The sequence below is a fragment of the Dyadobacter bucti genome (assembly GCF_005869225.1).
Taxonomy (GTDB): domain Bacteria; phylum Bacteroidota; class Bacteroidia; order Cytophagales; family Spirosomataceae; genus Dyadobacter; species Dyadobacter bucti.
Genome location: NZ_SWFP01000001.1, coordinates 1,170,293 through 1,192,926 on the forward strand (window position 1 = coordinate 1,170,293; position 22,634 = coordinate 1,192,926).

General features: G+C 44.8%; 21 protein-coding genes. 8 read left to right on the forward strand and 13 right to left on the reverse strand.

The window, feature by feature from the left end:
- Positions 1–33 precede the first annotated feature (33 nt).
- On the forward strand, positions 34–1,098 hold the full coding sequence (locus FBF61_RS04315; RefSeq protein WP_138475915.1) for an isoaspartyl peptidase/L-asparaginase family protein: 1,065 nt from the start codon (positions 34–36) through the stop codon (positions 1,096–1,098).
- A 144-nt stretch (positions 1,099–1,242) separates the two neighbouring features.
- Positions 1,243–2,349 (forward strand): T9SS type A sorting domain-containing protein, encoded by a 1,107-nt coding sequence (locus tag FBF61_RS04320; RefSeq protein WP_138475916.1) that lies wholly within the window; start codon positions 1,243–1,245, stop codon positions 2,347–2,349.
- A 3-nt stretch (positions 2,350–2,352) separates the two neighbouring features.
- On the opposite strand, the gene FBF61_RS04325 is transcribed toward FBF61_RS04320, so the two are convergent.
- Positions 2,353–3,252, reverse strand: coding sequence for an alpha/beta fold hydrolase (locus tag FBF61_RS04325; RefSeq protein ID WP_138475917.1), 900 nt, complete (start codon positions 3,250–3,252; stop codon positions 2,353–2,355).
- A 196-nt stretch (positions 3,253–3,448) separates the two neighbouring features.
- Between FBF61_RS04325 and epsC the strand changes: the two genes are divergently transcribed.
- Positions 3,449–4,276, forward strand: a complete 828-nt coding sequence (gene epsC / locus FBF61_RS04330) for a serine O-acetyltransferase EpsC (RefSeq protein WP_138475918.1) — start codon at positions 3,449–3,451, stop codon at positions 4,274–4,276.
- Here the strand turns inward: epsC and FBF61_RS04335 are convergent.
- On the reverse strand, positions 4,269–4,862 hold the full coding sequence (locus FBF61_RS04335) for a TetR/AcrR family transcriptional regulator (RefSeq protein ID WP_138475919.1): 594 nt from the start codon (positions 4,860–4,862) through the stop codon (positions 4,269–4,271). The genes epsC and FBF61_RS04335 overlap by 8 nt on opposite strands.
- A 208-nt stretch (positions 4,863–5,070) precedes the next feature.
- Positions 5,071–7,167, reverse strand: a complete 2,097-nt coding sequence (gene ppk1, locus FBF61_RS04340) for a polyphosphate kinase 1 (protein WP_138475920.1) — start codon at positions 7,165–7,167, stop codon at positions 5,071–5,073.
- Positions 7,168–7,310: 143 nt separating this feature from the next.
- Here ppk1 and FBF61_RS04345 point away from each other — a divergent pair, with 143 nt between their 5' ends.
- The gene (locus FBF61_RS04345) at positions 7,311–8,333 is read left to right on the forward strand and encodes an aldo/keto reductase (RefSeq protein ID WP_138475921.1); all 1,023 of its coding nucleotides are present in this window, start codon (positions 7,311–7,313) and stop codon (positions 8,331–8,333) included.
- A gap of 78 nt (positions 8,334–8,411) precedes the next feature.
- Here FBF61_RS04345 and pyrE read toward each other — a convergent pair whose 3' ends face one another.
- Positions 8,412–9,053, reverse strand: coding sequence for an orotate phosphoribosyltransferase (gene pyrE, locus FBF61_RS04350; protein ID WP_138475922.1), 642 nt, complete (start codon positions 9,051–9,053; stop codon positions 8,412–8,414).
- 3 nt (positions 9,054–9,056) lie between these two features.
- Complete coding sequence (locus tag FBF61_RS04355; protein WP_138475923.1) at positions 9,057–10,361, reverse strand: hemolysin family protein; 1,305 nt, start codon at positions 10,359–10,361, stop codon at positions 9,057–9,059.
- A gap of 101 nt (positions 10,362–10,462) precedes the next feature.
- Here FBF61_RS04355 and FBF61_RS04360 point away from each other — a divergent pair, with 101 nt between their 5' ends.
- The gene (locus FBF61_RS04360; RefSeq protein WP_138475924.1) at positions 10,463–11,152 is read left to right on the forward strand and encodes an NUDIX hydrolase; all 690 of its coding nucleotides are present in this window, start codon (positions 10,463–10,465) and stop codon (positions 11,150–11,152) included.
- A 24-nt stretch (positions 11,153–11,176) separates the two neighbouring features.
- Here FBF61_RS04360 and coaD read toward each other — a convergent pair whose 3' ends face one another.
- The 4 genes from coaD to FBF61_RS04380 form a co-directional block, all read right to left on the reverse strand.
- Complete coding sequence (coaD, locus tag FBF61_RS04365) at positions 11,177–11,659, reverse strand: pantetheine-phosphate adenylyltransferase (protein WP_138475925.1); 483 nt, start codon at positions 11,657–11,659, stop codon at positions 11,177–11,179.
- A gap of 17 nt (positions 11,660–11,676) precedes the next feature.
- On the reverse strand, positions 11,677–12,582 hold the full coding sequence (locus FBF61_RS04370) for a DUF3822 family protein (protein WP_138475926.1): 906 nt from the start codon (positions 12,580–12,582) through the stop codon (positions 11,677–11,679).
- 28 nt (positions 12,583–12,610) lie between these two features.
- Positions 12,611–13,114 carry an NUDIX domain-containing protein gene (locus tag FBF61_RS04375; RefSeq protein ID WP_138475927.1) on the reverse strand — a complete coding sequence of 168 codons (504 nt, stop codon included), beginning with the start codon at positions 13,112–13,114 and terminating at the stop codon, positions 12,611–12,613.
- A gap of 141 nt (positions 13,115–13,255) precedes the next feature.
- Positions 13,256–13,696 carry a CBS domain-containing protein gene (locus FBF61_RS04380; RefSeq protein ID WP_205748223.1) on the reverse strand — a complete coding sequence of 147 codons (441 nt, stop codon included), beginning with the start codon at positions 13,694–13,696 and terminating at the stop codon, positions 13,256–13,258.
- 138 nt (positions 13,697–13,834) lie between these two features.
- Between FBF61_RS04380 and FBF61_RS04385 the strand changes: the two genes are divergently transcribed.
- A complete protein-coding gene (locus FBF61_RS04385) occupies positions 13,835–15,262 on the forward strand; it encodes an ATP-dependent DNA helicase (RefSeq protein WP_138475928.1) in 1,428 nt (475 codons plus the stop codon).
- A 4-nt stretch (positions 15,263–15,266) separates the two neighbouring features.
- Here FBF61_RS04385 and FBF61_RS04390 read toward each other — a convergent pair whose 3' ends face one another.
- Positions 15,267–16,232, reverse strand: a complete 966-nt coding sequence (locus tag FBF61_RS04390) for an L-threonylcarbamoyladenylate synthase (RefSeq protein ID WP_138475929.1) — start codon at positions 16,230–16,232, stop codon at positions 15,267–15,269.
- 266 nt (positions 16,233–16,498) lie between these two features.
- Between FBF61_RS04390 and FBF61_RS04395 the strand changes: the two genes are divergently transcribed.
- Both FBF61_RS04395 and FBF61_RS04400 read left to right on the forward strand, forming a co-directional pair.
- A complete protein-coding gene (locus tag FBF61_RS04395) occupies positions 16,499–18,238 on the forward strand; it encodes a GMC family oxidoreductase (RefSeq protein ID WP_138475930.1) in 1,740 nt (579 codons plus the stop codon).
- Between the two features lie 31 nt (positions 18,239–18,269).
- Entirely contained in the window at positions 18,270–18,905 is a 636-nt protein-coding gene (locus FBF61_RS04400) for a gluconate 2-dehydrogenase subunit 3 family protein (protein ID WP_138475931.1), read from the forward strand.
- Between the two features lie 79 nt (positions 18,906–18,984).
- Here the strand turns inward: FBF61_RS04400 and FBF61_RS04405 are convergent, their stop codons facing one another.
- The 3 genes from FBF61_RS04405 to rpsT all read right to left on the reverse strand — a co-directional run bounded on the left by FBF61_RS04405 (position 18,985) and on the right by rpsT (position 22,484).
- Positions 18,985–20,598: an ABC-F family ATP-binding cassette domain-containing protein gene (locus FBF61_RS04405; protein WP_138475932.1), complete on the reverse strand. Its 1,614-nt coding sequence runs from the start codon at positions 20,596–20,598 to the stop codon at positions 18,985–18,987.
- 182 nt (positions 20,599–20,780) lie between these two features.
- Positions 20,781–22,055 carry a lactonase family protein gene (locus FBF61_RS04410; RefSeq protein WP_138475933.1) on the reverse strand — a complete coding sequence of 425 codons (1,275 nt, stop codon included), beginning with the start codon at positions 22,053–22,055 and terminating at the stop codon, positions 20,781–20,783.
- 165 nt (positions 22,056–22,220) lie between these two features.
- The gene (gene rpsT / locus FBF61_RS04415; protein WP_138475934.1) at positions 22,221–22,484 is read right to left on the reverse strand and encodes a 30S ribosomal protein S20; all 264 of its coding nucleotides are present in this window, start codon (positions 22,482–22,484) and stop codon (positions 22,221–22,223) included.
- Positions 22,485–22,634 lie beyond the last annotated feature (150 nt).

A 22,634-nucleotide genomic window follows, 5' to 3' on the forward strand; every position in this document is an offset into this window, starting at 1 on the left:
TAGATTTGATACAATTCATTCAATCCGTAGACCATGAAAACCATATATTGCCTCCTGCTTTTAGTCTTCGTCTCGTCCGCGCTGTCAGCACAGGACTATTCGGATAAAATTACGCTCGTCATCCATGGCGGCGCGGGAACGATCACCAGTGCCAGCATGACGCCCGAAAAAGAAAAAGCATACAAAAATGTGCTGAACGAGGCACTACAGGCCGGGTTCAAGATTTTACGAGACGGCGGAACGAGTGTGAAGGCTGTCGAGGCCACGATCCGTGTCATGGAAGATTCCCCGCTTTTTAATGCAGGAAAAGGTGCGGTGTTTACAAATGAGGGGAAAAATGAACTGGATGCATCCATCATGGACGGCAAAACGCTGAAAGCCGGAGCAATTGCCGGTGTGACGACAATACGAAACCCGATCAGCACGGCTATCGCGGTCATGGAAAAATCGGAACACGTGATGATGGCGGGAAAAGGGGCAGAAGTTTTTGCAAAACAGCAGGGCAAGGTCATTGTAGACCCCTCCTATTTTTACACGGAAGCCAGATATAAAGCTTTGCAAAATGCAAGGGAGCAGGAAAAAGTTGAGCTGGACCACGACGCAAAAGAAGAAAAGAAAATCAAAAAATCACCCAAAACCGGCGCGGTGAATCAGGAGGACCTGATATTCACGGAAGGCAAAAAATTCGGGACAGTGGGATGCGTGGCACTGGATAAAAACGGAAATCTGGCTGCCGGAACGTCTACCGGAGGCATGACTAACAAGCGATATGGACGGATTGGCGACGCGCCTATCATCGGCGCAGGTACTTACGCCAACAATACCACCTGTGCGGTCTCAGCAACGGGACACGGCGAATATTTCATACGGTCGGTGGTGGCCTATGATATTTCTGCGCTGATGGAATACAAAGGCTTGAGCGTGAAAGACGCAGCTGACGAAGTGGTGATGAAAAAACTGGTTGAAAGAGGAGGAGAAGGAGGCGTTATTGCGTTGGACAGAAACGGAAATTTCGCTATGCCTTTTAACAGCGAAGGTATGTACCGGGGTTATATCAAGAATGATGGGACCAGTAACATACTCATCTACAAAGACTGATTTTAACTGAGATTCAATCGTTTATGCCGGATGGTTATAAAATCTCTGGTTTCTGCAATTGTTTCTCAATCCTGTAATACAAAATAGCAGCTCCTGAACGTTGAAAAGTAGTGACATATATTAACTACTTCCTTTTCTATTCGGATGAAATCAGTCTACATTTTATTTCTCAGCATACTTTTTCTTGCACCTATATGCCAGGCAACTCACCTGAAAGGAGGCGAAATAAGAGCAGAACATATTAACGGACAAACTTATAAAATAACAGTTCGTCTGTATCTGGACGCTCAGATCGGCGCAGGTGCCACGGCAGCACAAAGCTCGGTGCCGGTTTGTTTTGGCGACGGCAATACGAGCGAGCTGCAAAGAGCTTCCTCCACACCCTTGTCAGATAATTCCGGAATTCTTGCAACGGACTATGTCGGTACTTACACCTATCCGGCATCCGGGACATATCAGATATCTTCCACAGTCGATAACCGGAGCACAGGTATGCTGAACCTGGAAAATTCCGGATCCAGCTTTGTTTTTTTGTGGACTGTGATCAATACACAGTTGGCCAATTCCACTCCCGCGCTGCCCTACCTGTCATTCAATGCAGGAATACGTCAGATATTTTCCGTTGACCTGAAACCAACACTTGCGGATGCCGACAGTATCAGCATTCGGTTACAAAAATTGAGTAAACCATCGCCTGGGACTTGCGGGGTCAGGATGATCGAGCATGCCTACAAATACCCCAATGAGATTTCCAACTCAGGCACATTCAAGATATTGGCGGCTGAGAAAAAACTGGTGTGGCAGGCTCCTGAGATAGCAGGTTCATACCTTTTTGCGATGGTAGTGGATGAATGGAGGGACGGCATCATAATATCCCAAACTTATAGGGAAGGTACCATTGAAGTAACCGATCGCCCCGGCCCAACAGTGGAAGTCCCACCTTATGAGTCTGTTGAAAATGGCGGCCCGATCACTTCAACGCCAGGTACGTCCCCGGAGATTTCAATGTCAGTGGAAGCATACCCCGTCCCCACCCAGGACTTCCTGACTGTAAAGGCTTACAGCAAAAAACGTTCGCTGATCAAATTGCAGTTAATCGACCTGAGCGGCAGGGTTATTCGTGAAATATCATCCGATACGCCTGTTATCAACATGCAGGAGGAACTTGATATGCGCAATCTGTCGAAAGGGGTTTATCTGATCCGGGCGGCAAATGACGTTGAATCAGTTTCCAAAAAGGTAGTGAGATAGTCCTTACTTTTCCAGTTTCACGTCAATCGCCGTAATTTTATCCTGAAAAAGCAAGCTCTTCAACAGCATTTCCTTGATCATGGAAAGGTGCGTAAAAGTGATCATGTGGCCCGCATTGTATAAAAATATATATTGGGCGCGTTTGCTTTTAATGTGCTTTTTAGCAAAATCAATGTTGGTCGGGTCGGCTATCCAATCGTTACCACCCTGAATAACTGTGGTAGGTACATTCAGGGTTTGCCAAACGGGCAGCAGCTTTTTCAACTCATCGGAATGGCTGTATTTCTCAGCGGTAGCGGTGTTAAAATCGCCCGGTAAAAAGAGCTGTATAAAAGAATTACGGCCCCATTTTGAAAACCAGTAAAACCTCTCCTTTTCAGGATCGATCACAGGTGAAACCATGATGAGTTCCTTTACCTCATCGGGAACCAGAGACACAAGCTTGGCTGCTATAGGCGCTCCGTATGAACGGCCCAGTACTGTCACCTTCTGATCACTTTTATTCAGCGAAAACACAGGCAGCAAAGCGCGTGCCTGCATAGAGATGGATGTTACATGTCTTCGCTTTTTCAGTTTCGATTTACCATATCCTACACGATCAACCGATACTATATGGAATTGTTTTTGCAAATCCTCGTCATCCATCAGATTCATGTAGCCCCACAGCGATCCGGGTGCGCCGTGTATCAGCAGGAGCATCGGAAGGGTATCAGCTCCCACACTCGCTATACATAGTGAAAGCGTGTCGTCTTTGATAATCTGCACTTCCGGTTTTACCTTCTTCAATGCATAATGTTTCCTCACCTGCTTTTCTGAAATGAGGTACCTCGAAAAACAGGAGCTCAGCGATGCAGAAATGAATAGGAAAACGATTACAGACCGAAGGAATTTAAAACCCGACATATACCTTAAGATGTTACTGTATTTTATAACTTCACTGGATATTTCAATATACGACAAATCAGTTGTATTAAACGAGCCGGCTTTGCGTTTTTTTCAAAGAAATACCAGAATTTAAATTTTTACTGGAGTTTCTTTGTTCTCCATCAAAATTGATGCCAGTTAAAACCCTGACTATATAAGTCTAACATTTATTTTAATGACAGCCAACCACCAGGAATTGTTTTTTAACCGCCTTTCGATGCAAAATGAAAAGTACCGGTACAGACTTCCCGCCAGGGATAAGGCCGGGAAATTTATCCAAAACCTGATTAATTTTTTATTCCCGATCAGCCACGACTGCCCTGTCAGCCTCAAAAACGACATTTCAATAAGATATAACGATTTGCGGAGCGAGCTCCAGTGCATGCTCGAACCGCTGACCCCACAGCTGGGAAAAAGTAAAGAAGAAATACTTGACGAAATATTTTCCGGAATTCCCGGGATCTATGAAATGCTGCTGATGGATGCGAGATCCATCACTGATAATGATCCGGCATCTGTGAGTATTGAGGAAGTTATTGCAGTTTACCCGGGCTTTATGGCTATTGCCACTTACCGGTTTGCGCATTTTTTCGCCGTTTGCGGTATACCACTTTTACCCCGAATGCTCACAGAATTTGCCCATAGCCAGACGGGAATCGATATTCATCCGAATGCGGTTATCGGTCATTCTTTTTTTATCGACCACGGGACCGGCGTCGTAATCGGCGAAACGACGCATATCGGCAATAATGTAAAGCTGTATCAGGGGGTTACGCTTGGAGCCACGCATGTATCCAAATCGCTGGCATCGCGGAAACGGCATCCGACCATTGAAGATAATGTGGTCGTTTACGCCAATGCCACGATTCTGGGTGGCGAGACCGTCATAGGTCATGACTCTATTATTGGCGGTAATGCTTGGTTAGTAAGAAGCGTACCTCCATATTCCCAGGTTTACCACCAGAGCAAAATAGAGATACGCCAGCAAACTTCCATTACATAATACTTCGGATAAAGCGGCGAACGCCTTCCATATAAACCGGCTCTGCCTGCGCGAAAGCATAACGGGGCTGGGTTGTCATTGTAATACAAATAAAACCATAAGTGAGGCACCACCACTCATAGTAAGTTTTGGTGACCATTTCGCCGGATTTCGGGCGAAGGCTTGCTATCATTTCCCATACAGGATTGCCTTTGATACTCATTGCCTGATAATAGGCTTGTTTTGAATCGCAATAGGCACCTTCCAGATTAAACATCACCTGGAATACTTCAGGGTTTTCAACAGCAAAATTAAATATGCTTTGAGCAACCTCTACGAGCTGTTTCTGTGGATTACTGAAATGACCTTTTATCTTAACAAATTCCGACTGCAGGAAATCGAACCCCTCCACACGAATAGATTCCAGCAACTTGTCCTTGCTTTCAAAATATTCATACAGAATAGGGGGGCTATATTCAATTACCTCAGCAATCTTGCGAATTGAAACCGCAGTCCACCCGTCTTCACGGGCAATTTCTTTGGCTGTTTTAACGATATCCGAACGGACTTGTATTCTTAATCGCTCTCTTCGCTCTACTATTCCCATGTGTTGTGTATTTCTTTATGGATTGAGTAACAATGATGTGCTTCCAAATATAATCATATAGTCTTTACACCCCAAGGAGAATTCGCGCCTGGCTGCAAAACTTCTGCGATTTTTATTTATTTTTCAGATCAAACCGCCCTATTCAAATCTCACAGTGCTATCTGAAATTTTGTCCCTGTAAAATTTTTTTATGCCGTTAAAATTGCCTTTATTCTCCTTTCCTGAGGCCTGCGTTTTTCTCAAATTTCTCAACTAGCCTGTAATTTGCTTCCTGCGCACGTACCTTGACCCGTGAATCATCCGGGATCCTCAAATTATTCTGGTATAAATCCAGGCGCACGGATTTTTGGTTGTCGTTGACATAGTTTCTCAGCACCAGCCGCATCTGATTTTTCAGATCTTCATCCAGAATGGGGAAACAAATGTCTATTCTCCGGTGCAGGTTCCTGTGCGTCCAGTCACATGACGATAGAAACAACTCGTCATTTCCCCGGTTGCCAAAATGAAATATCCTTGTGTTTTCGATGTATCTGTCAACATGCCGGCTCACCATGATATTATCACTGATCGAGGGCAGCCCGGAAATCACTCCGCAGCTTTCACTGATGATAACATGAACGGGTACGCCCGCCTGTCCTGCCTGGTACAATTTATCGATCAGAATATGATCCTGTAACTGATTGATTTTGATAGTAATAAAAGATTTTAATCCTGCGTTGCAATTGGCGATCTCCCGGTCGATTAGCTTAAGAAGCTTTTTTTGAAGGGTAAACTGGGTAACCAGCAGAGAATTGAACGGCAGGTACTGGTATTTTTTAGGTTCGTCCTGGGTTGATAAATAGCCAAAAAGCAGCTCCAGTTCATTGGTCAGTTCGCGATGGCTCGTCAGCAAAGCATGGTCTATGATTTCCCGGCTGGTTAATCTGTAGAAACCTCCCGTACCCAAAAATGCATAACGTTCCCAGCCCTTCTGGACTTTTCTTTTTACCAATGCCATTTTCGCATGGACTTTCAGCCCCGGAACGCTTAGCATGATCTTCACACCTGCATCCCGCATTTTTTTGGACCACTGCAGATTCTCCTGAATATCCAGTTTTGTATTAAGTTCCACATACGTCGTGACCCGCTTCCCATTCCTTGCAGCACTGATTAATGAATTCAGTATAAATGAATTAGGGCTTATTTTATACAAAGAAACATGAATCTCCCTGACGTGCGGGTCTACGGCAGCCTCATTGAAAAAACGAACAATAGGTTCGTAGGAGTGATAAGGTAAATGCAAGAGCTGATCCGTTTTCTGAATGGCTTCGAAAACGGAGGTGCTTTCGTCCAAAGAAGGATTCTGAATTGCTTTCTGGTAGGGATACTCAAATCGTCTGGAGAAGGACGGGAATCGGGCCAGATCCTGCATGTAAACATAGTGGCCGCGTTCATGGAATTCGTTGAGTGGAATCGCAACTTTGCTTACCAGATATTCCCGCATATACAAAGGCATCCCCGACTCATAAAAATACTGCGACGGCTGGACAAAACTTCTTTTCTCCAGTTGCTTTAATATCCGCTGGGCAATAGGCATCGGGTATTCGTCCTCAATTGCCAGCGCTGTATCCCTTTCAACCCTCAATGCATAACTTTCAAGTATTTCATATCCGGGAAATAACAGCGGCAGATTTTCCCGGATGACATCTTCAATAAATGCCACATGCTTTTTTCCTTCATACTCAGGCAATTCAAGGAAACGGCCGAATGGTTCCGAAGGAACATTGACAACGGCATACCAGTCTTCTTCCGAATCCTCCTTTCGCTGCAACCTGACCACCAGATAGATCTGATGAGACTGAAAAAAAGACAGTTTCGAACTCCGCCGGCTTTCCAGAAAAACCGGCTGAAGGTGCCGGAAGAGCTTATCCACAAAAAACTTACGCAGAAACATCAGATGCTCCTCCGCAAAGGCTTCTCTGTAATACAGATGCAAACCCTGCTCCTGCATAGCCGGCAGGATACCGGTAATCAAAATATCATTAAACTCTCTGAGCTGGTTCTCAACCGTTTCGTACACATGTTCCAGCAAGGATTCTGGAAAGAGATTGAGTTTTGACCGGATATCGTTGCTCACCTCACCCATCGCCAGCAGGTTGGGAATACGGACCCTGAAAAATTCTTTGGTCTGGTAGGCGTAAATCCCTAAAAAGCGAAGCCGTTCCCTGACCGGTACTGTTTCATCGTTTGCTTCCAGCAACAACCTGTAATTATTGGACAGCCAGCTTAGATTTGTATCGAAATAGGGGTAGGCAACATCAATCATTGAGGCGTGTGAAAAAGATTCAAATTTTGTTACAATATAAATACATTTGGTGGGTAAGGATATAACTTTGTCCCACAAAAACTTAACATTGCGTTCGAAAATTGCAGTGTTATAGATCAACACTAATTTTAATATTTATTACTATGCGATATCAATTATTGGGCCGCTCCGGATTGAGAGTATCAGAAGTTTGTTTGGGTACCATGACATTTGGAACTGACTGGGGATGGGGCGCAGACAAGCATCAGAGCTTTAAAATATTTGAGACTTTCGGGTCCGCAGGAGGTAATTTCATTGACACGGCAAACAGATATACTGAAGGTTCGTCAGAAAAATATGTGGGGGAATTCATTGAAAACGACAGGGATCACTGGGTGCTGGCTACCAAGTTTACGTTAAAAGATCGTAATGGTGACCTTAATTATGCAGGTAATCACCGCAAAAACATGATGCGGTCTGTCACTTCCAGCCTTAAAAGGCTCAATACAGACTACATCGATTTGCTTTGGGTGCACATGTGGGATAACACTACTCCCGTGGAGGAGGTGATGCGGGGACTGGACGATCTGGTAACGAGGGGAATTGTGCATTATATCGGCATTTCTGATACGCCAGCCTGGATCGTTTCCCAGGCCAATACTATTGCAGACTTTCGTGGCTGGAATGCCTTCGCGGCGATCCAGTTTGAATATTCGCTTTTACAGAGAACGCCGGAACGGGATTTAATTCCGATGGCCAAAGCGCTCGACCTGGCAGTAACTCCCTGGGGCGCAATTGGCGGCGGCGCACTTACGGGAAAATATTTGCGTGGCGAATCGGGAAGAGTGCCACACGACAGCACGCGCAGAAACGAGCATAGTAGCATTATTGCACAAACTGTGGTGGATATTGCAGAAGAATTGGCCGTAACCCCGGCACAGATTGCGATCAACTGGACCAGAAACCGTGATCAGGTCATGATACCGATCATTGGCGCGTCCAAGGAAAAGCAGTTAGAAGATTCCCTTGGCTGCCTGGATTTCAAGATCCCTGATGAAATGCTGCAGAGGCTTAACGAAGTAAGTAAAATAGAACTTGGTTTCCCGCACGAATTCCTGAAATCGGCCGGGGTTAAAGAAGAAGCTTTCGGAGGATTTTACGAAAAGCTGGATAATCACAGGGGTTGAGATGGCTTTCGGCCGTCGGCTTTGTAAGTCGAAACAAAAAACGCCGATGGCCGAAAGCTGAAAGCCGATAACCTAAAACTATTTCCCCCACTGATCCGGGGCCTGGCGCCACGCTGCGAGGCTTTCCAGCTGGGAACTGTTGACGTAATTATGCTCAAGGGCAGTTTCAATCAGCGCATTATAGTTGCTCAGCGTATCCAATTTCACATTCTTTTCTTTGAAATTGATTTCTGCGGTTTCGAAACCATAAGTAAAAATAGCGATCATACCCGCCACTTCAATACCTGCTGTACGCAGAACATCGACCACTTTCAGAGAGCTTCCGCCTGTTGAGATCAAATCCTCGATAATGACCACAGACTGACCTTTTTCAAGCCGGCCCTCGATCTGATTACCCATACCATGTTTTTTGGGCTCCGGCCGAACATACGCAAACGGGAGTTCCAGAATATCCGCTACCAGCGCACCTTGGGCAATCCCCCCGGTAGCAACCCCCACTACTGCCTGAACATCCGGATACTGTTCTTTAATTACGTCAGCCAAAGCTTTCTTGATAAACGTTCGCGTGTCGGGATATGACAATGCAACCCTGTTATCACAATAAATTGGTGACAGCCACCCTGAACTCCACTGAAATGGTTTTTCTGGGCTAAGTTTAATAGCCTGTGCTTCCAGCAGCAACTCTGCGACTCTTTTGTTAAGGATCTGATCGTTCGGCATTTTCTATTCTTCTGATTCTTCTGGTTTACTATTATTTATCACTAACAACTTGTCAATCCTGCTGCGGTCCATATCGATCACTTCAAAATCGAATTGCTTCCATGAAAACTTCTCCCCTGTTTTAGGAATATTTTCAAGAATATGGAGCACGAAGCCCCCCAAAGTGTTGAAACCTACAAATTCCCTGCGTTCAGTTTCCTGCATATTGATATTGAAATACCGCAGAAAATCATCGAAGGGCAGCTGCGCATCAACCAGGTAGCTTCCATCGTCCCGCCTGATCACTTCAGATGCTTCCTCAATATCTTCGGAAATATCACCGACCAGCGCATCCATGATGTCATGCATGGTAACCACACCCAGCAACCCTCCGTATTCATCGACAATGATACCAAAATAAACACGCTGCTCTTTGAATTTTTCCAGAGCCTGATATGCGCGGTTGCTTTCGGGCAGATACACCGGATCACGCAAGATCGCGCCAAGGTTTGCCATTTGGGCTTCGATATCGGTGGCTATCAGATCTTTAACATAAACAAGTCCTACTACGTCATCGACCGTTCCGCGGCAAACCGGGTAAATCGAATGCCGGGAATCAAATATCTTACTTTTATTTTCCTCAACTGTATCTTCGAGGTCCAGCCATACGATTTCCTGGCGGTTTGTCATTAACGAAGTAACCTTCCTGTCGCCCAGCTGGAAAACATTGTGGACAATTTCCTGCTCGATCTCCTCAAAAACTCCGCCGGATGTTCCCTCCTGGATAAGGCTTTTGATTTCTTCTTCCGTTACTGAATTTTCGCTTTGTTTAATGTTCAGTATCTTGATGATCAGGTCACTTGAAAAACCAAGCAGGGCAATAAACGGCGCCGTCACCTTCGATAGCAGGTTCATGGGCATTGCCATGAACTTCGAAATAGCTTCCGGATTCGCCATCCCGATCCGCTTGGGCACAAGCTCACCCAGCACCAGCGAAAGGTATGTAATAAAGACAAGCACCGTACCTACCGCAAGCGAGTGGCTGTAAGGACGTAAAATCTCGATATTGTAGATGATTTTTTCAAAGTCGGAAGTGATGTTGTCACCACTGTACATACCTGTTAGGAGGCCTATTAAAGTGATCCCGATCTGGACTGTAGATAAAAACCTTGTAGGCGAGTTGGCCAGGTTCAGCGCGGCTTTGGCATTGGAATCACCATTTTTGGCAGCGGCTTCAAGACGTGATTTTCGGGATGAAACAAGTGCTATCTCAGACATGGAGAAGATACCGTTGAGAAGCACAAGAAGGAGAATTATCAGCAGTTCCAAGAACTTTTTATTTGTTAGTACCACAAATTTATCAATAATAATCGCTGTCTAAACTAAACTCTTTACTTAATTTTGGCATCGATTCACGTACCATTTGAAAAATGATCATATTTTTTGACGACCGCCCATTCAGGATTGTACGGACAAATCAACTTTCGGCGGCGGAAACTTCGGCTTTCGATCATATAGTTGATCTGAGGCTGGAGAAGCTTCAGAAGACCATGCTAACCGGCCATACATTGTTTCTGAACGCTACCGCAGCCACTACAATGCAGGTTATTCAGTTTCTGGAAAAAGATTTAATTAAAGATTTGTTGTCCATCACCATGGCCACCCGCGAGAAATCGGATGTGGAAGAGAAAATCAAAGGACACTACAAAGTGATCAAGGCGGCTGGGGGCGTGGTTGTGAAAGATGGGAAGTGGCTCTTGATGTACAGGCGCAAAAAATGGGACCTGCCCAAAGGAAAGCTTGACAAAGGAGAGAATTCAAAGACCGCAGCCGTGCGGGAGATTGAGGAAGAGACGGGTGTCAAGGCTATAATCCGGGATAAAATCTGCACAACCTGGCATACTTATACCCTCAATAACAGCCGGATTCTGAAACGGACGAAATGGTATCTGTTCGATTGCCTGGACGATTCTGCTATGAAGCCTCAGGCCGAGGAGCAGATCGAGAAACTGGACTGGTATTCAAAATCCGAATCCAAGTCGATCCTGATCAATTCTTACAGCTCCATCAGATATGTAATCGACAGCCTTAACAAGATCCACAATATTAAAGAACCTTGAAATCATTGCTGCGGACCGGATAACTCAGTCGTCTCGGTTGAGTTTATTCAGTTCGGACAGCGAATAAGGTAAAAAATCGTCAACGCTCTGCCCGTATCTATGCAAGTCGCGGATAATGCTTGAACTGATCGGGGCAAGCGGAGGAGAAGTAATCAGGAAAACCGTTTCTATTTCGGCATAGACATACCTGTTGACTTGCGATATTCCGTTTTCGTATTCAAAATCAGTAGTATTTCGCAGACCTCTCAGCAAAAAAGTTGCCCCCAGCTCCCGGGCAGTATGGGCGGTAAGATCGTCGTAAGTAATCGTACGCACATTACGCTCCCGTTCGAAAGTCTTTTCAATCAGCTGCTTCATAACATCCAGCGGGAAGTAGCGCTTTTTTGTAGCATTGTTCCCAATCCCGATCACCACTTCATCAAACAGCCTCAACCCGCGTAAAACGATGTCTTCGTGACCTTTTGTAAAGGGATCAAAAGACCCCGGAAATAATGCGATACGCTTCATAACTGGTTTGCAATTACTTATGATGATACGAGGTAGGTATTGAAAAGACCGAAATACCTATGGCCAGGGATGTCACCGCAATGAGTACTGTATTTTAATGTGGACGGCCCGCTCCCGATCTGTAAATTCGGAAAAAATCGCGAAAGCTCCGTGTATGCATCAGACGAAGATCCTATCTCACCATAGCACATCACCTTCATTTCTTCCGGAAGAAAATTCAGCTGGCTGAGCGTAAACAAAAGAATATAGGCCAGCTCCTGCGTTTGCGAAAACCTGAACCGGTTACAAAGTATGAGCTGCTGGCTTTCACTCACGACCACAGTAAAATATTCTTTCTCAAAATAAACCGACACAATCCTGATCTCCTGGTGTTCCGCGTGGCTTACCAGCGCGCCAATGATCAATGGGCTCGTAAGATGATAGAATGTAATGTTGGACGAATTGAAATGATTGACCATCCATTCGTACCAGATCACCGGAATGCTGAAAACATTGTAGGCATGAACCAGCGGCACTTCGTGAAAAAGGATTTTATCATCGGCCGGAACCGGACTTCCCAGAGCGAATTTGAGATAGTCAGCAACGGAATCCTTATCAAATATGACATTTGGAATTAAACTGAAAGCATGCGAATTGATCGAAATCCTCACATTTTTCCAGTCGTTGGAGGACCAAAGCAAATGTCCGGTGAATATCTTTTTAAGCTTTTCAAAAATTTCCCCGGGCGTCAACACGGTCTCAAAGCTGTAATCTTCCAGCCAGATACATTCCATGTTTTCATCCCGGACTATGCAAAACCGGATACGCCGCTCGTCGACCTCAATGCACAACGTGCAAAATGGGATGGTAGCTGCATCGAACGAATTATCACCTACCAGAAGGGTAGGAATAATTTCGATGACCTGGTTTTCTGAATTTGCCACTCGTAACTGATTAAGATTTAATTAAATATCACAGTCTGGACTCCGTACCTGGAAGATAATTACCAAGCGTGAAAATATCTTCCAAAGCATCAATCCTCGAAAAAAGACTGTGCACACTCGTTTCAGGCAATGCCCTGATTTCCTGAAACGTCAGAAAACGGACATCTGCAATGATCTGTTTTTCCACGTCCAATTCAGGATCGGTGCCTTTCACCGGAATTCCATTGACTGCATTTATCTGAAAAAACATTTCAACAGCATGCAAGGGCGGCTGAATATGTTCATTGATAAAAAGCAAGGCGCCGGGTTCAATATCCAGACCTGTTTCTTCAATAAATTCTCTTTTCAAAGCCCATTCCGCACTTTCTCCAAACTGTATACCTCCCCCAGGCGGAACCCAGAAAGCAGTTTCTTTGCCATAGAGTGAATGATTGACCAGCAATATCCTGTCATGGACTATACAAATGCCACACACGCGGACGCGTACACGGCCTCCATACAAATCCTTTATCGTTTCATTTACAGTTAGCAAAGCCTTTTTTTTGGAGGGGCAAAGATAACCATCCTGGCAGAATTGACAAGTTATTCAGCATTGGAAGAGATAATTCCTTCCCATGGATCCTGATGTGAGGATCCGATAATACAATTAGGCAGTGAACAGATTATTCGGAGATCACAAATAGGGGCTTCCTGAAATGTAGCTTTCCAGTGTGCTGATGTGTTCTTTTTGCTCGCGGATGATCGCGGACACAATATCATTGATAGAAATAATACCCACAAGTTTATCATCCTGATTAACAGGCAAATGCCGGATATGCTTATCAGACATTATTTGCATGCATTCCTCAATTTTCGTATCGGTTTCGACCGTAATCACCCTGCTGGTCATAACGTCCCGGATCAGTGTATCGCGGGATGCCCGCCCCAAAAGGATCACCTTTCGCGCGTAGTCGCGCTCCGAAAATATACCGATCAGTTCGTTGTCTTCCAGAACCAAAACGGCACCAATGTTTTTTGCGGCCATGAGTTCCAGCGCCTCAAATACGGTGTTGTCCTGCGTAACCGACCAAATCGCATTCACAGGCTTGTTGCCTATTACATTTTGTACCAGCATAGATGTTTAGGTTTGGGGATGTAAGAAAAGGTTCCTAATATATAGAATTGAAACATTAAAGTCCAATTAAATCTGAGTATATTTTTGTCACTGTTACACGACTTTGATCTTAGCAATCCTTCCATTAGTTTCGTTCTTATGGAAACCGACAGAATTTCACCTTTCCAACTCTTGCTCAAACGTTTTCCCTTCAGACCGACTGAAGGACAGTTGCGTTTTTTCGAAAAAACAAATGATTTCCTGATTGAAGAAAAGGGCTTAGAACGCTACAGGGACTGTTTTCTATTAAAAGGATATGCAGGAACAGGTAAAACGACGATCATCAGCACACTCATAAAAGTGCTGAAAAATTTTGGTTTCAAATCCATTCTTCTGGCGCCGACGGGACGGGCTGCAAAAGTAATGTCGGGATATGCAGACAAGGTCGCCCTGACCATCCACAAAAAGATATACAAGCAGACTTCCGACTCATTTTCGGGGACGCTCACCTTTCAGCGCCAGAAAAATTACCACGACAATACCCTGTTCATCGTTGACGAGGCATCGATGATCACCGATGAAGCCGATTTCGGGAACAAAAGCCTCCTTTCCGATCTGATCGATTTCGTTTTCGAGAACCCAGGAAACAAGCTTATGCTTGTCGGTGATGTTGCACAGCTGCCACCTGTCGGCCGTGAATTAAGCCCGGCCCTGGATGGTAAATATCTCGAAAAAACATACTACATGTCTGTTTTCCAGGAAGAGCTGAAAGAAGTAATGCGGCAGGATGAGCTTTCCGGTATTCTTTTCAATGCTACTGCGCTGAGAAACCAGTTGTCAGCCGAAAAACCTGAAATACAGATCACTACCCGATCTTACAGGGATGTTTTCAAAATGACCGGCGAGAAACTAGAAGAAGGATTACGGTATGCTTATGATAAATATGGAAAAGAAAATTCGATCATACTGACCCGCTCCAACAAGTCAGCCGTCCAGTATAATGAATACATCAGGCGCATGATCAATTTTTCTGAGGAAGAGCTGGATGCGGGCGACCGGCTGATGGTGGTCCGCAACAATTACAATGTACTTGATGAAGAATCCCCGGCTGGATTTATTGCAAACGGTGATTTTGTAGAGTTGTTAAAAATCAGAAAAACGCAGGAAATACATGGATTCAGGTTTGCGGATGTAACGCTCCGCATGAGTGATTACGACAAACAACCGGAATTCGACGCCAAGATCATTCTCGATACGCTGCACTCGGCGACACCTTCCATGTCCTCGGAGGAGAACAAGAAGCTCTATGAAAGCGTCCTGGAAGATTATTTTTATATCAAATCAAAAAAAGAAAGGGTTGAAGCGCTGCGAAAAGATCCTTTCCTGAATGCATTGCAAGTGAAATTCGCCTACGCGCTTACTACGCATAAATCGCAGGGCGGACAATGGAGTGCCGTGTTCGTAGATCAGGGGTATCTTCCTGATGAACAGATTAATACAGAATTTATACGCTGGTTGTACACGGCTATGACGCGTGCTACGGATGAAGTTTTTTTAATGAATTTCCACCCGCATTTCTTTAGGTAACACGTTACTCTTCCTCGCTGAAAGACGCCCTTTGTAATCTGTCATTGATAGCCAGTCCCAGGCCTTTCATCGGAGGCCGTTCCGCCAGTATCCGCTCTACTGGCAAAGCATCGAGCTCTCTGAGGTAAGCGAACAAATTATGCGCAGCCTCCCGCATATCGCCTGTCCGGCTCAAAACACGCTGATTTTCCTTTGGGACTCCGCATATAAAATTTTCAAAAAGCAAATAACCTGTCGATTCGGCTTGCGTGCTCTCCCCAAATGCTTCTTTATAATTTAAAAACAGCGGTTTTCTGGGTGCATAGTGACTTTTAAGCATCCCCGGTGCTTTCGGGTCAGAAGATGAATGGGGCATCATTTTCACCTTGCCCACTACCCTTTCAATTTCGTCGATCGCCAGACCACCAAGCCGGTAGATGACCACATCTTCGTCTTCAAACCCTACAATTGTAGACTCAATCCCTATTTCACATTCACCGCCGTCCAGTATATACGGGATTTTAGCCCCCAACTGCGCATTCACATGAGCGGCCGTGGTCGGGCTGATATAACCGAAAGGGTTTGCGCTTGGAGCAGCGAGGGGAAATTCAAGGCTGCGGAGCAACTCGAGAATAAGGGGGTGGTCGGGAATGCGTACCGCCACAGTATCAAGGCCGGAAGTTACCAAATCCGGAACGATTGACTTCTTTTGCAAAAGCAGTGTTAGCGGTCCAGGCCAGAAATGTTCAGCAAGTCTCTGAGCTTTTTCCGGCAAATCTGAAACGAAAGTCTTTACTTTTTCGAGGGAGTCCGTATGTACGATCAGCGGATCAAAAGAAGGACGGTTTTTGATTTCAAAGATCAGCAAGACTGCCTTTTCATCCAGGGCATTTCCTGCCAGTCCATAAACCGTTTCCGTCGGAACTGCCACTACCTCCCCTTTTAAAAGAAACTCCTTTGCTATGCTGACCTGGTTACCTGTAATTGCCAAAATATGTTCCGATTTTAACGCAAAAATACGTTGATGTACCAGAAAATCATCGGGCTATCTCATGTTGAAAGACATTTTTATAAAATAAACCACTGCTGATAGTACGTTTCTACGCAAAAATTAGTATCCCTGGTGGTTGATTCAAAAGCATTCGCTTTCATTTAGATTCTTTTTAAATAACCTCTAAAATTCGGTTTGGGCTCTTCTCTTATTCAAACCATGTTTATATTTAATGATTAAATAGTATTCTAAACTACCCCCTTACTATGTTTCAAATTAAAGAACAGCCTGCCGTTTTTGATGTCTGTATAGTTGGCTCGGGAGCGGGAGGTGGAATGGCAGCTTATCAACTTGCAAAAGCGGGCGCGAAGGTTGCTCTTTTGGAAGCTGGCGGTTATTTTGACCCTGCTGATCCTAAATACATTACGCAGTTGAAATGGCCTTATGAATCTCCTCGAAGGGGGGCTTCGAACCACCGCCCGTTTGGTGACTTCGATGCAGCCTGGGGAGGCTGGGAGATTGAAGGGGAACCTTACACACGGAAAAACGGAACCGAGTTCGACTGGTTCAGATCACGTATGCTGGGAGGCCGTACCAACCACTGGGGCCGTATTTCGCTTCGTTTCGGACCGAAGGATTTCAAACGCAAAAGTATAGATGGGCTTGGAGACGACTGGCCGATAGGCTACGACGATGTAAAACCATATTATGACGAGGTGGATAAGCTCATCGGTGTATTCGGAACAGTAGAGAACATGGACAATGAGCCGGACGGTATTTTTCTTCCTCCTCCCAAGCCCCGCCTGCACGAACTTTTCATTAAGCAGGCTGGTAAAAAAGTGAACGTGCCTGTTATTCCATCACGTTTATCGATTTTAACAAAACCCATTAACGATCAACGCGGAGTATGTTTTTATTGCAGCCAATGCTCGCGAGGTTGTCAGGCTTACGCCGATTTCTCTTCATCATCCGTATTAGTGATCCCTGCACTGAAAACAGGCAATGTAACGCTGATCAACAATGCCATGGCGCGCGAGGTGATTACGGACCCTACCACAGGTCTTGCGACGGGCGTTTCTTACGTTGACAGGGAAAAACTCACTGAGCATACTATCAAGGCCAAAGTTGTGGTACTGGCTGCCAGTGCCGGCGAGTCTGCAAGGTTACTTCTAAATTCAAAATCAGACCGCCACGCTGCGGGACTGGCCAATTCAAGCGGTGTTGTTGGAAAATATCTGCACGATTCAACGGGTGCTTCCCGTGGAGCTTTTCTTCCGCATTTGATGGACAGAAAACGCTATAATGAAGATGGCGTTGGCGGTATGCACGTGTATACCCCATGGTGGCTGGATAACAAAAAACTGGATTTCCCAAGGGGTTACCACATCGAGTACGGTGGCGGAATGGGTATGCCAAGCTACGGTTTCGGCTCCGGTATTGAAAATATGAACGGGAAATACCCGACAGCATCAGGCGCTATGAAACCTGCCGGTGGCTACGGCTCTTCACTCAAAGAAGACTACCGAAGGTTCTATGGAGCTTATGTAGGTATGGCTGGACGTGGAGAGGCAGTACCAAGTATTGATAACTACTGCGAAATTGACCCGAATGTGGTCGATAAATATGGTATTCCTGTTTTGCGTTTCCACTACAAATGGTCTGATTATGAGATCAAACAGGCGAAACACATGCATGATACTTTTGAAGAGATTATTCATGCATTGGGTGGTGTGGCAAACGGTAAAAAGCCAGGCCCGGAAACCAACTACGGAATTGCAGCTCCGGGACGTATCATTCACGAAGTAGGTACCGTAAGGATGGGTGATGATCCTAAAACATCTGCCCTGAACAAATTCTCGCAGGCACATGATGCGAAAAACGTATTTGTTGTGGATGGAGGTTCATTTGTTTCCCAAGCTGATAAGAACCCGACCTGGACCATACTTGCACTTTCGATGAGGACTTCGGAGTACATCGTTAATCAGGTTAAACAGAAAAATATCTAATCATTTGAACATTGCTTCAAATCTTATTCACATGAAACGTAGAGATTCATTAAAAGCTTTGACATTAAGTTCTTTGGGAATTACGGCAATGAACCCACAGATTACATTGGCCGAACAAAGGGAACTTGAAATGCAGGCTCCGCCTGAAACACCAATAAAAATACCTGGTGGCAGGCTTAAAGAGGAAGCGATCCGGGACGCCAAACTGATGAGGGAGAAGTTTCTGACCGCTCCTGAAATGGCAACTGTAAAGGTTCTGGTCGACATCATAATACCGGCAGACGATAAATCGGGAAGTGCTTCCCAGGCAGGTGTGCCAGACTTTATTGAGTTCATTGCAAAAGACATGCCGCAAAATCAGACTCCTTTGCGCGGAGGATTGAAATGGCTTGACATAGAATCCAAAAAGCGTTTTCAGAAAATATTTACGCTTTGTACCAAGGCTCAGCAATTACAGATTGTCGACGACATTGCATATCCTGAAAAAGCAAAACCCATGCACAGCCAGGGTGTGGCATTTTTTAATCTTATGCGCAATTTGACTGCGTCAGGGTTTTATACTTCAAAAATCGGCATAGAAGATCTCGGCTACAAAGGGAATACACCCAATGTCTGGGAAGGTGTTCCTGAGGATGTACTGAAACAATATGGCGTGAGTTACGATTGATTTGTCAAACACAGATCACATTACAAAAACAGGGGCTGGAAAATTTTTCCAGCCCCTGTTTTTGTAACTAAAGTATCTCTTAATAAAGCAGCTGACGCTGCTGTTTTACAGTTTCATCTTTAAGGAATTCGTCATAGCTCATTAATTTATCCAGGATTCCTTTCGGTCCTATCTCAATGATACGGTTCGCGATCGTATGAACGAACTGGTGGTCATGGGAATAAAACAAAAGGCAACCAGAGAAATCGATAAGTCCATTGTTTAAGGCCGTAATGGATTCGAGATCAAGGTGGTTGGTAGGATCGTCGAGTACGAGGGCATTGGCTCCGGAAAGCATGGTTCTGGAAAGCATACACCGTACTTTTTCACCCCCTGAAAGCACTTTTGCCTTTTTCAGTGACTCTTCACCAGAGAAAAGCATTCTCCCCAAAAACCCACGGATAAAACTTTCATCTTTTTCTTCGGAATACTGACGAAGCCAATCTACCAGGTTCAGGTCAACATCAAAAAATGGCGTGGGATCTTTTGTGAAATAAGATTTAGTAATCGTCACACCCCAGGTATAAGTACCTTTATCAGCTTTTTGAACTTCATTGATAATATCAAAAAACGTACTGATAGCATTGACATTCCGGCTTACAAATGCGATTTTATCTCCCTTATTGACATTAAAGCTCAGATTGTCAAAAAGTTTTGTCCCATCGTCAGCTGTTTTTGCTAAACCATCGACACGCAAAAGCTGATCGCCCACTTCTCTTTCAGATTTAAAAGCGATATAGGGATATTTACGGGAAGACGGTTTGATGTCATCGATCGTAAGCTTTTCGAGAAGCTTGGCGCGAGATGTAGCTTGTTTTGACTTAGAAGCATTGGCACTGAACCTGCGAATAAATTCTTCCAGTTCTTTCCTTTTGTCTTCCGACTTTCTGTTCGCGTCCTGTCGCTGTTTCAGTGCAAGCTGGCTGGATTCGTACCAGAAAGAGTAATTTCCTGAGAACATCTGCACTTTGCTGAAATCAATATCCACAATATGCGTACAGACCTCATCCAGGAAATGCCTGTCGTGGGAAACAACGATAACTGTATTTTTAAAATCAGCAAGGAAGTTTTCCAGCCAGAGCACAGTTTCTACGTCCAGGTTGTTGGTAGGCTCATCGAGCAGCAGCACATCCGGATTTCCAAACAGCGCCTGTGCCAGCAGAACACGAACTTTGTCATTGGAATTGAGGTCGCCCATTATAGCTGTATGAAGCTCCTCTCCAAGCCCCAGCCCACTCAAAAGCTGAGCAGCTTCGGTTTCTGCTTCCCACCCGTTCAGATCGGCAAATTCCGCTTCCAGCTCCGCAGCTTTTTCACCATCTGCATCTGTGAACTCCTCTTTTTCGTAGATGGCTTCACGTTCCTTCATGATTTTGTAGAGCCTTTCATGTCCCAAAATCACCGTGTCCATTACTGTATATGCATCAAATTCAAACTGATCCTGCTTCAGGAAAGTCATCCTTTCACCAGGATTCATACTTACCAGACCAGTCTGAGGTTCTATTTCGCCTGAAAGAATTTTTAGAAATGTAGATTTACCGGCTCCGTTCGCTCCAATAACGCCATAACAATTACCCGGGACAAACTTGATATTTACTTCGTCAAACAAAACCCTTTTACCATATCTTAACGATACGTTCTGAACCGTAATCATCTTAAAATCTATTTTTTATGAATGAGACCGCAAAACTACGAAAATCACGATGATTTCGCATCCTTGGGCGAGTAAAACCATACTGTCGCGAGATTACTGACACCCCTGTTTTTTTAAATAAAGTATTGAAAATAAAACGGGCCGACGTAATCGGCCCGTTTACAATGCTGAAGGGATTTTAGTTATGGGATAATCCTGAGCGTATGTGCCCCCTTACCCAGACTCACTTTCGCCCCTTGTTTTTTCAAGGCAGGTGCATCTCCTTTCGTCACAGTCCAGAATTCAACGCCCCCATTTCCGTTTCCATATTCAAGATATTCAAAAACTGACACTGCCAGGTTCGAACCATCTTTGTCAAATACAACACTCTGAGGATAAATGCCTTCAAACGGATAATCCGAAACTTTTGTCAATGCACCATCCGCGCCTACTTTGAATAAAGTTAATGAAGCCCCAGCTCCCGCGCCGGCTTCTGTCCATGGAGCACCACTTTTGGCAGCATTTACGGTAACAAGCATTGTCCCGTCCGGGCTGATCGCAAATGAACCTGTATTTAAGCCCGCTGGAACCTGGCTGGCCACTTTATGCTCTGCCGATCCGTCCATTGAAAAATCAACAACAAGAATTTCACCTTCACCGGTTGCTTTTCCACGGGGTCCTTTGGTATCCAGTACGAAGTAATGCTTTCCGTCCGCCGAGAATTTCCCGAAGGAAGGGTCCGCACCTACTTTCAGCGGCTTACCCACCATTTCTACGTTTTTGAGCTTACCTGCTTCTCTGATCACTTTGTACAACCCCACTTCATTCGAATTATCCAGCGTAAAAGCTATAAAATCTCCGGAAGGATGCCACGTCAAATCAGCGATCTTATTGGCAGTATCAAGAGCAGCCGGTAAATTTAAAAACCGCGCGGGCTTTCCGTCCGGGCCTGCTTCAATGAAAACCAGCTCCTTTCCTGTATCCATTGTTGAGAGGATCAGCTCATTTTTATTTACATCAATGGCAATGGGTTTTCTGCCAACCGGAAAACCAAATTTTGCCTTAGGTGCAGCGAGATTAGCTATATCCACAACGAATAATTTTTCTCCTCCCGGAAACTCTGTAAGTGCGTCCTTATATTGTGTTACGGCATCTTCCGGACGGATGCGGCTTTCCAAAACATAGGCAAGCCCACCAGCAGCAGGCACCGCCAGTGTTTTGGCCGATGCCAGCACGGAATTGGAAACCAGGGCAGTTCCCACGCCCTTACTCCCCCTTTCGACCGGAAATTTAATGGTTGTTAACTGATCCCTTGTATTGTCTCTCAATAACTTACCATCAATAATTGTGGAGGCTGAGCCCAAATCAGCATCCGACACTACAACCAGGCCCCGCGCATTGAAGGTAATAGGTGATTGGGCAAGAGATGGGATCGCTCCCAAAGCCGCCAAACCAGCAAATAATGCAACTCTTTTCATAAAAAGGAATTTAAGTTAAGGTGGTTTAAATAATACAAAGATTATATTAAAAGGAACCTTGCAGTGCAATTTTGCACGACAAGGTTCCTACTTGAATTGGCAATATACAAAAAAAATAAAAACCCCGATAATCAGATTACCGGGGTTAGAAATCGTAGAGAAAAATTACGCTGCTACCGAAAGTGAATTAACCAATTTGGCTAATTTCGATTTTTGGTTGGAAGCTTTTTTCTTGTGAATGATATTTTTCTTTGCCAAACGATCCAACATTGAAGACACAGTTTTGTAAACTTCAACAGCTACTGCCTTATCAGTCGTTTCACGCAATTTCTTTATGTATGAACGTGTAGTTTTGTGCTGGTAACGATTACGCAAACGCTTAGTTTCGTTAGCGCGGATTCTTTTTAATGCTGATTTATGATTTGCCATTTTATACTGATAATTTTCTATTTCTCATTTCGGTCTGCAAAAATAACAATTGCTTCTTAAAATGCCAAACATAGGCGAAATATATTTTAACTCTCTCACAGCGCCATGATAATGCAATTTCTGACGATGCATGACAATACGTGACAGTAA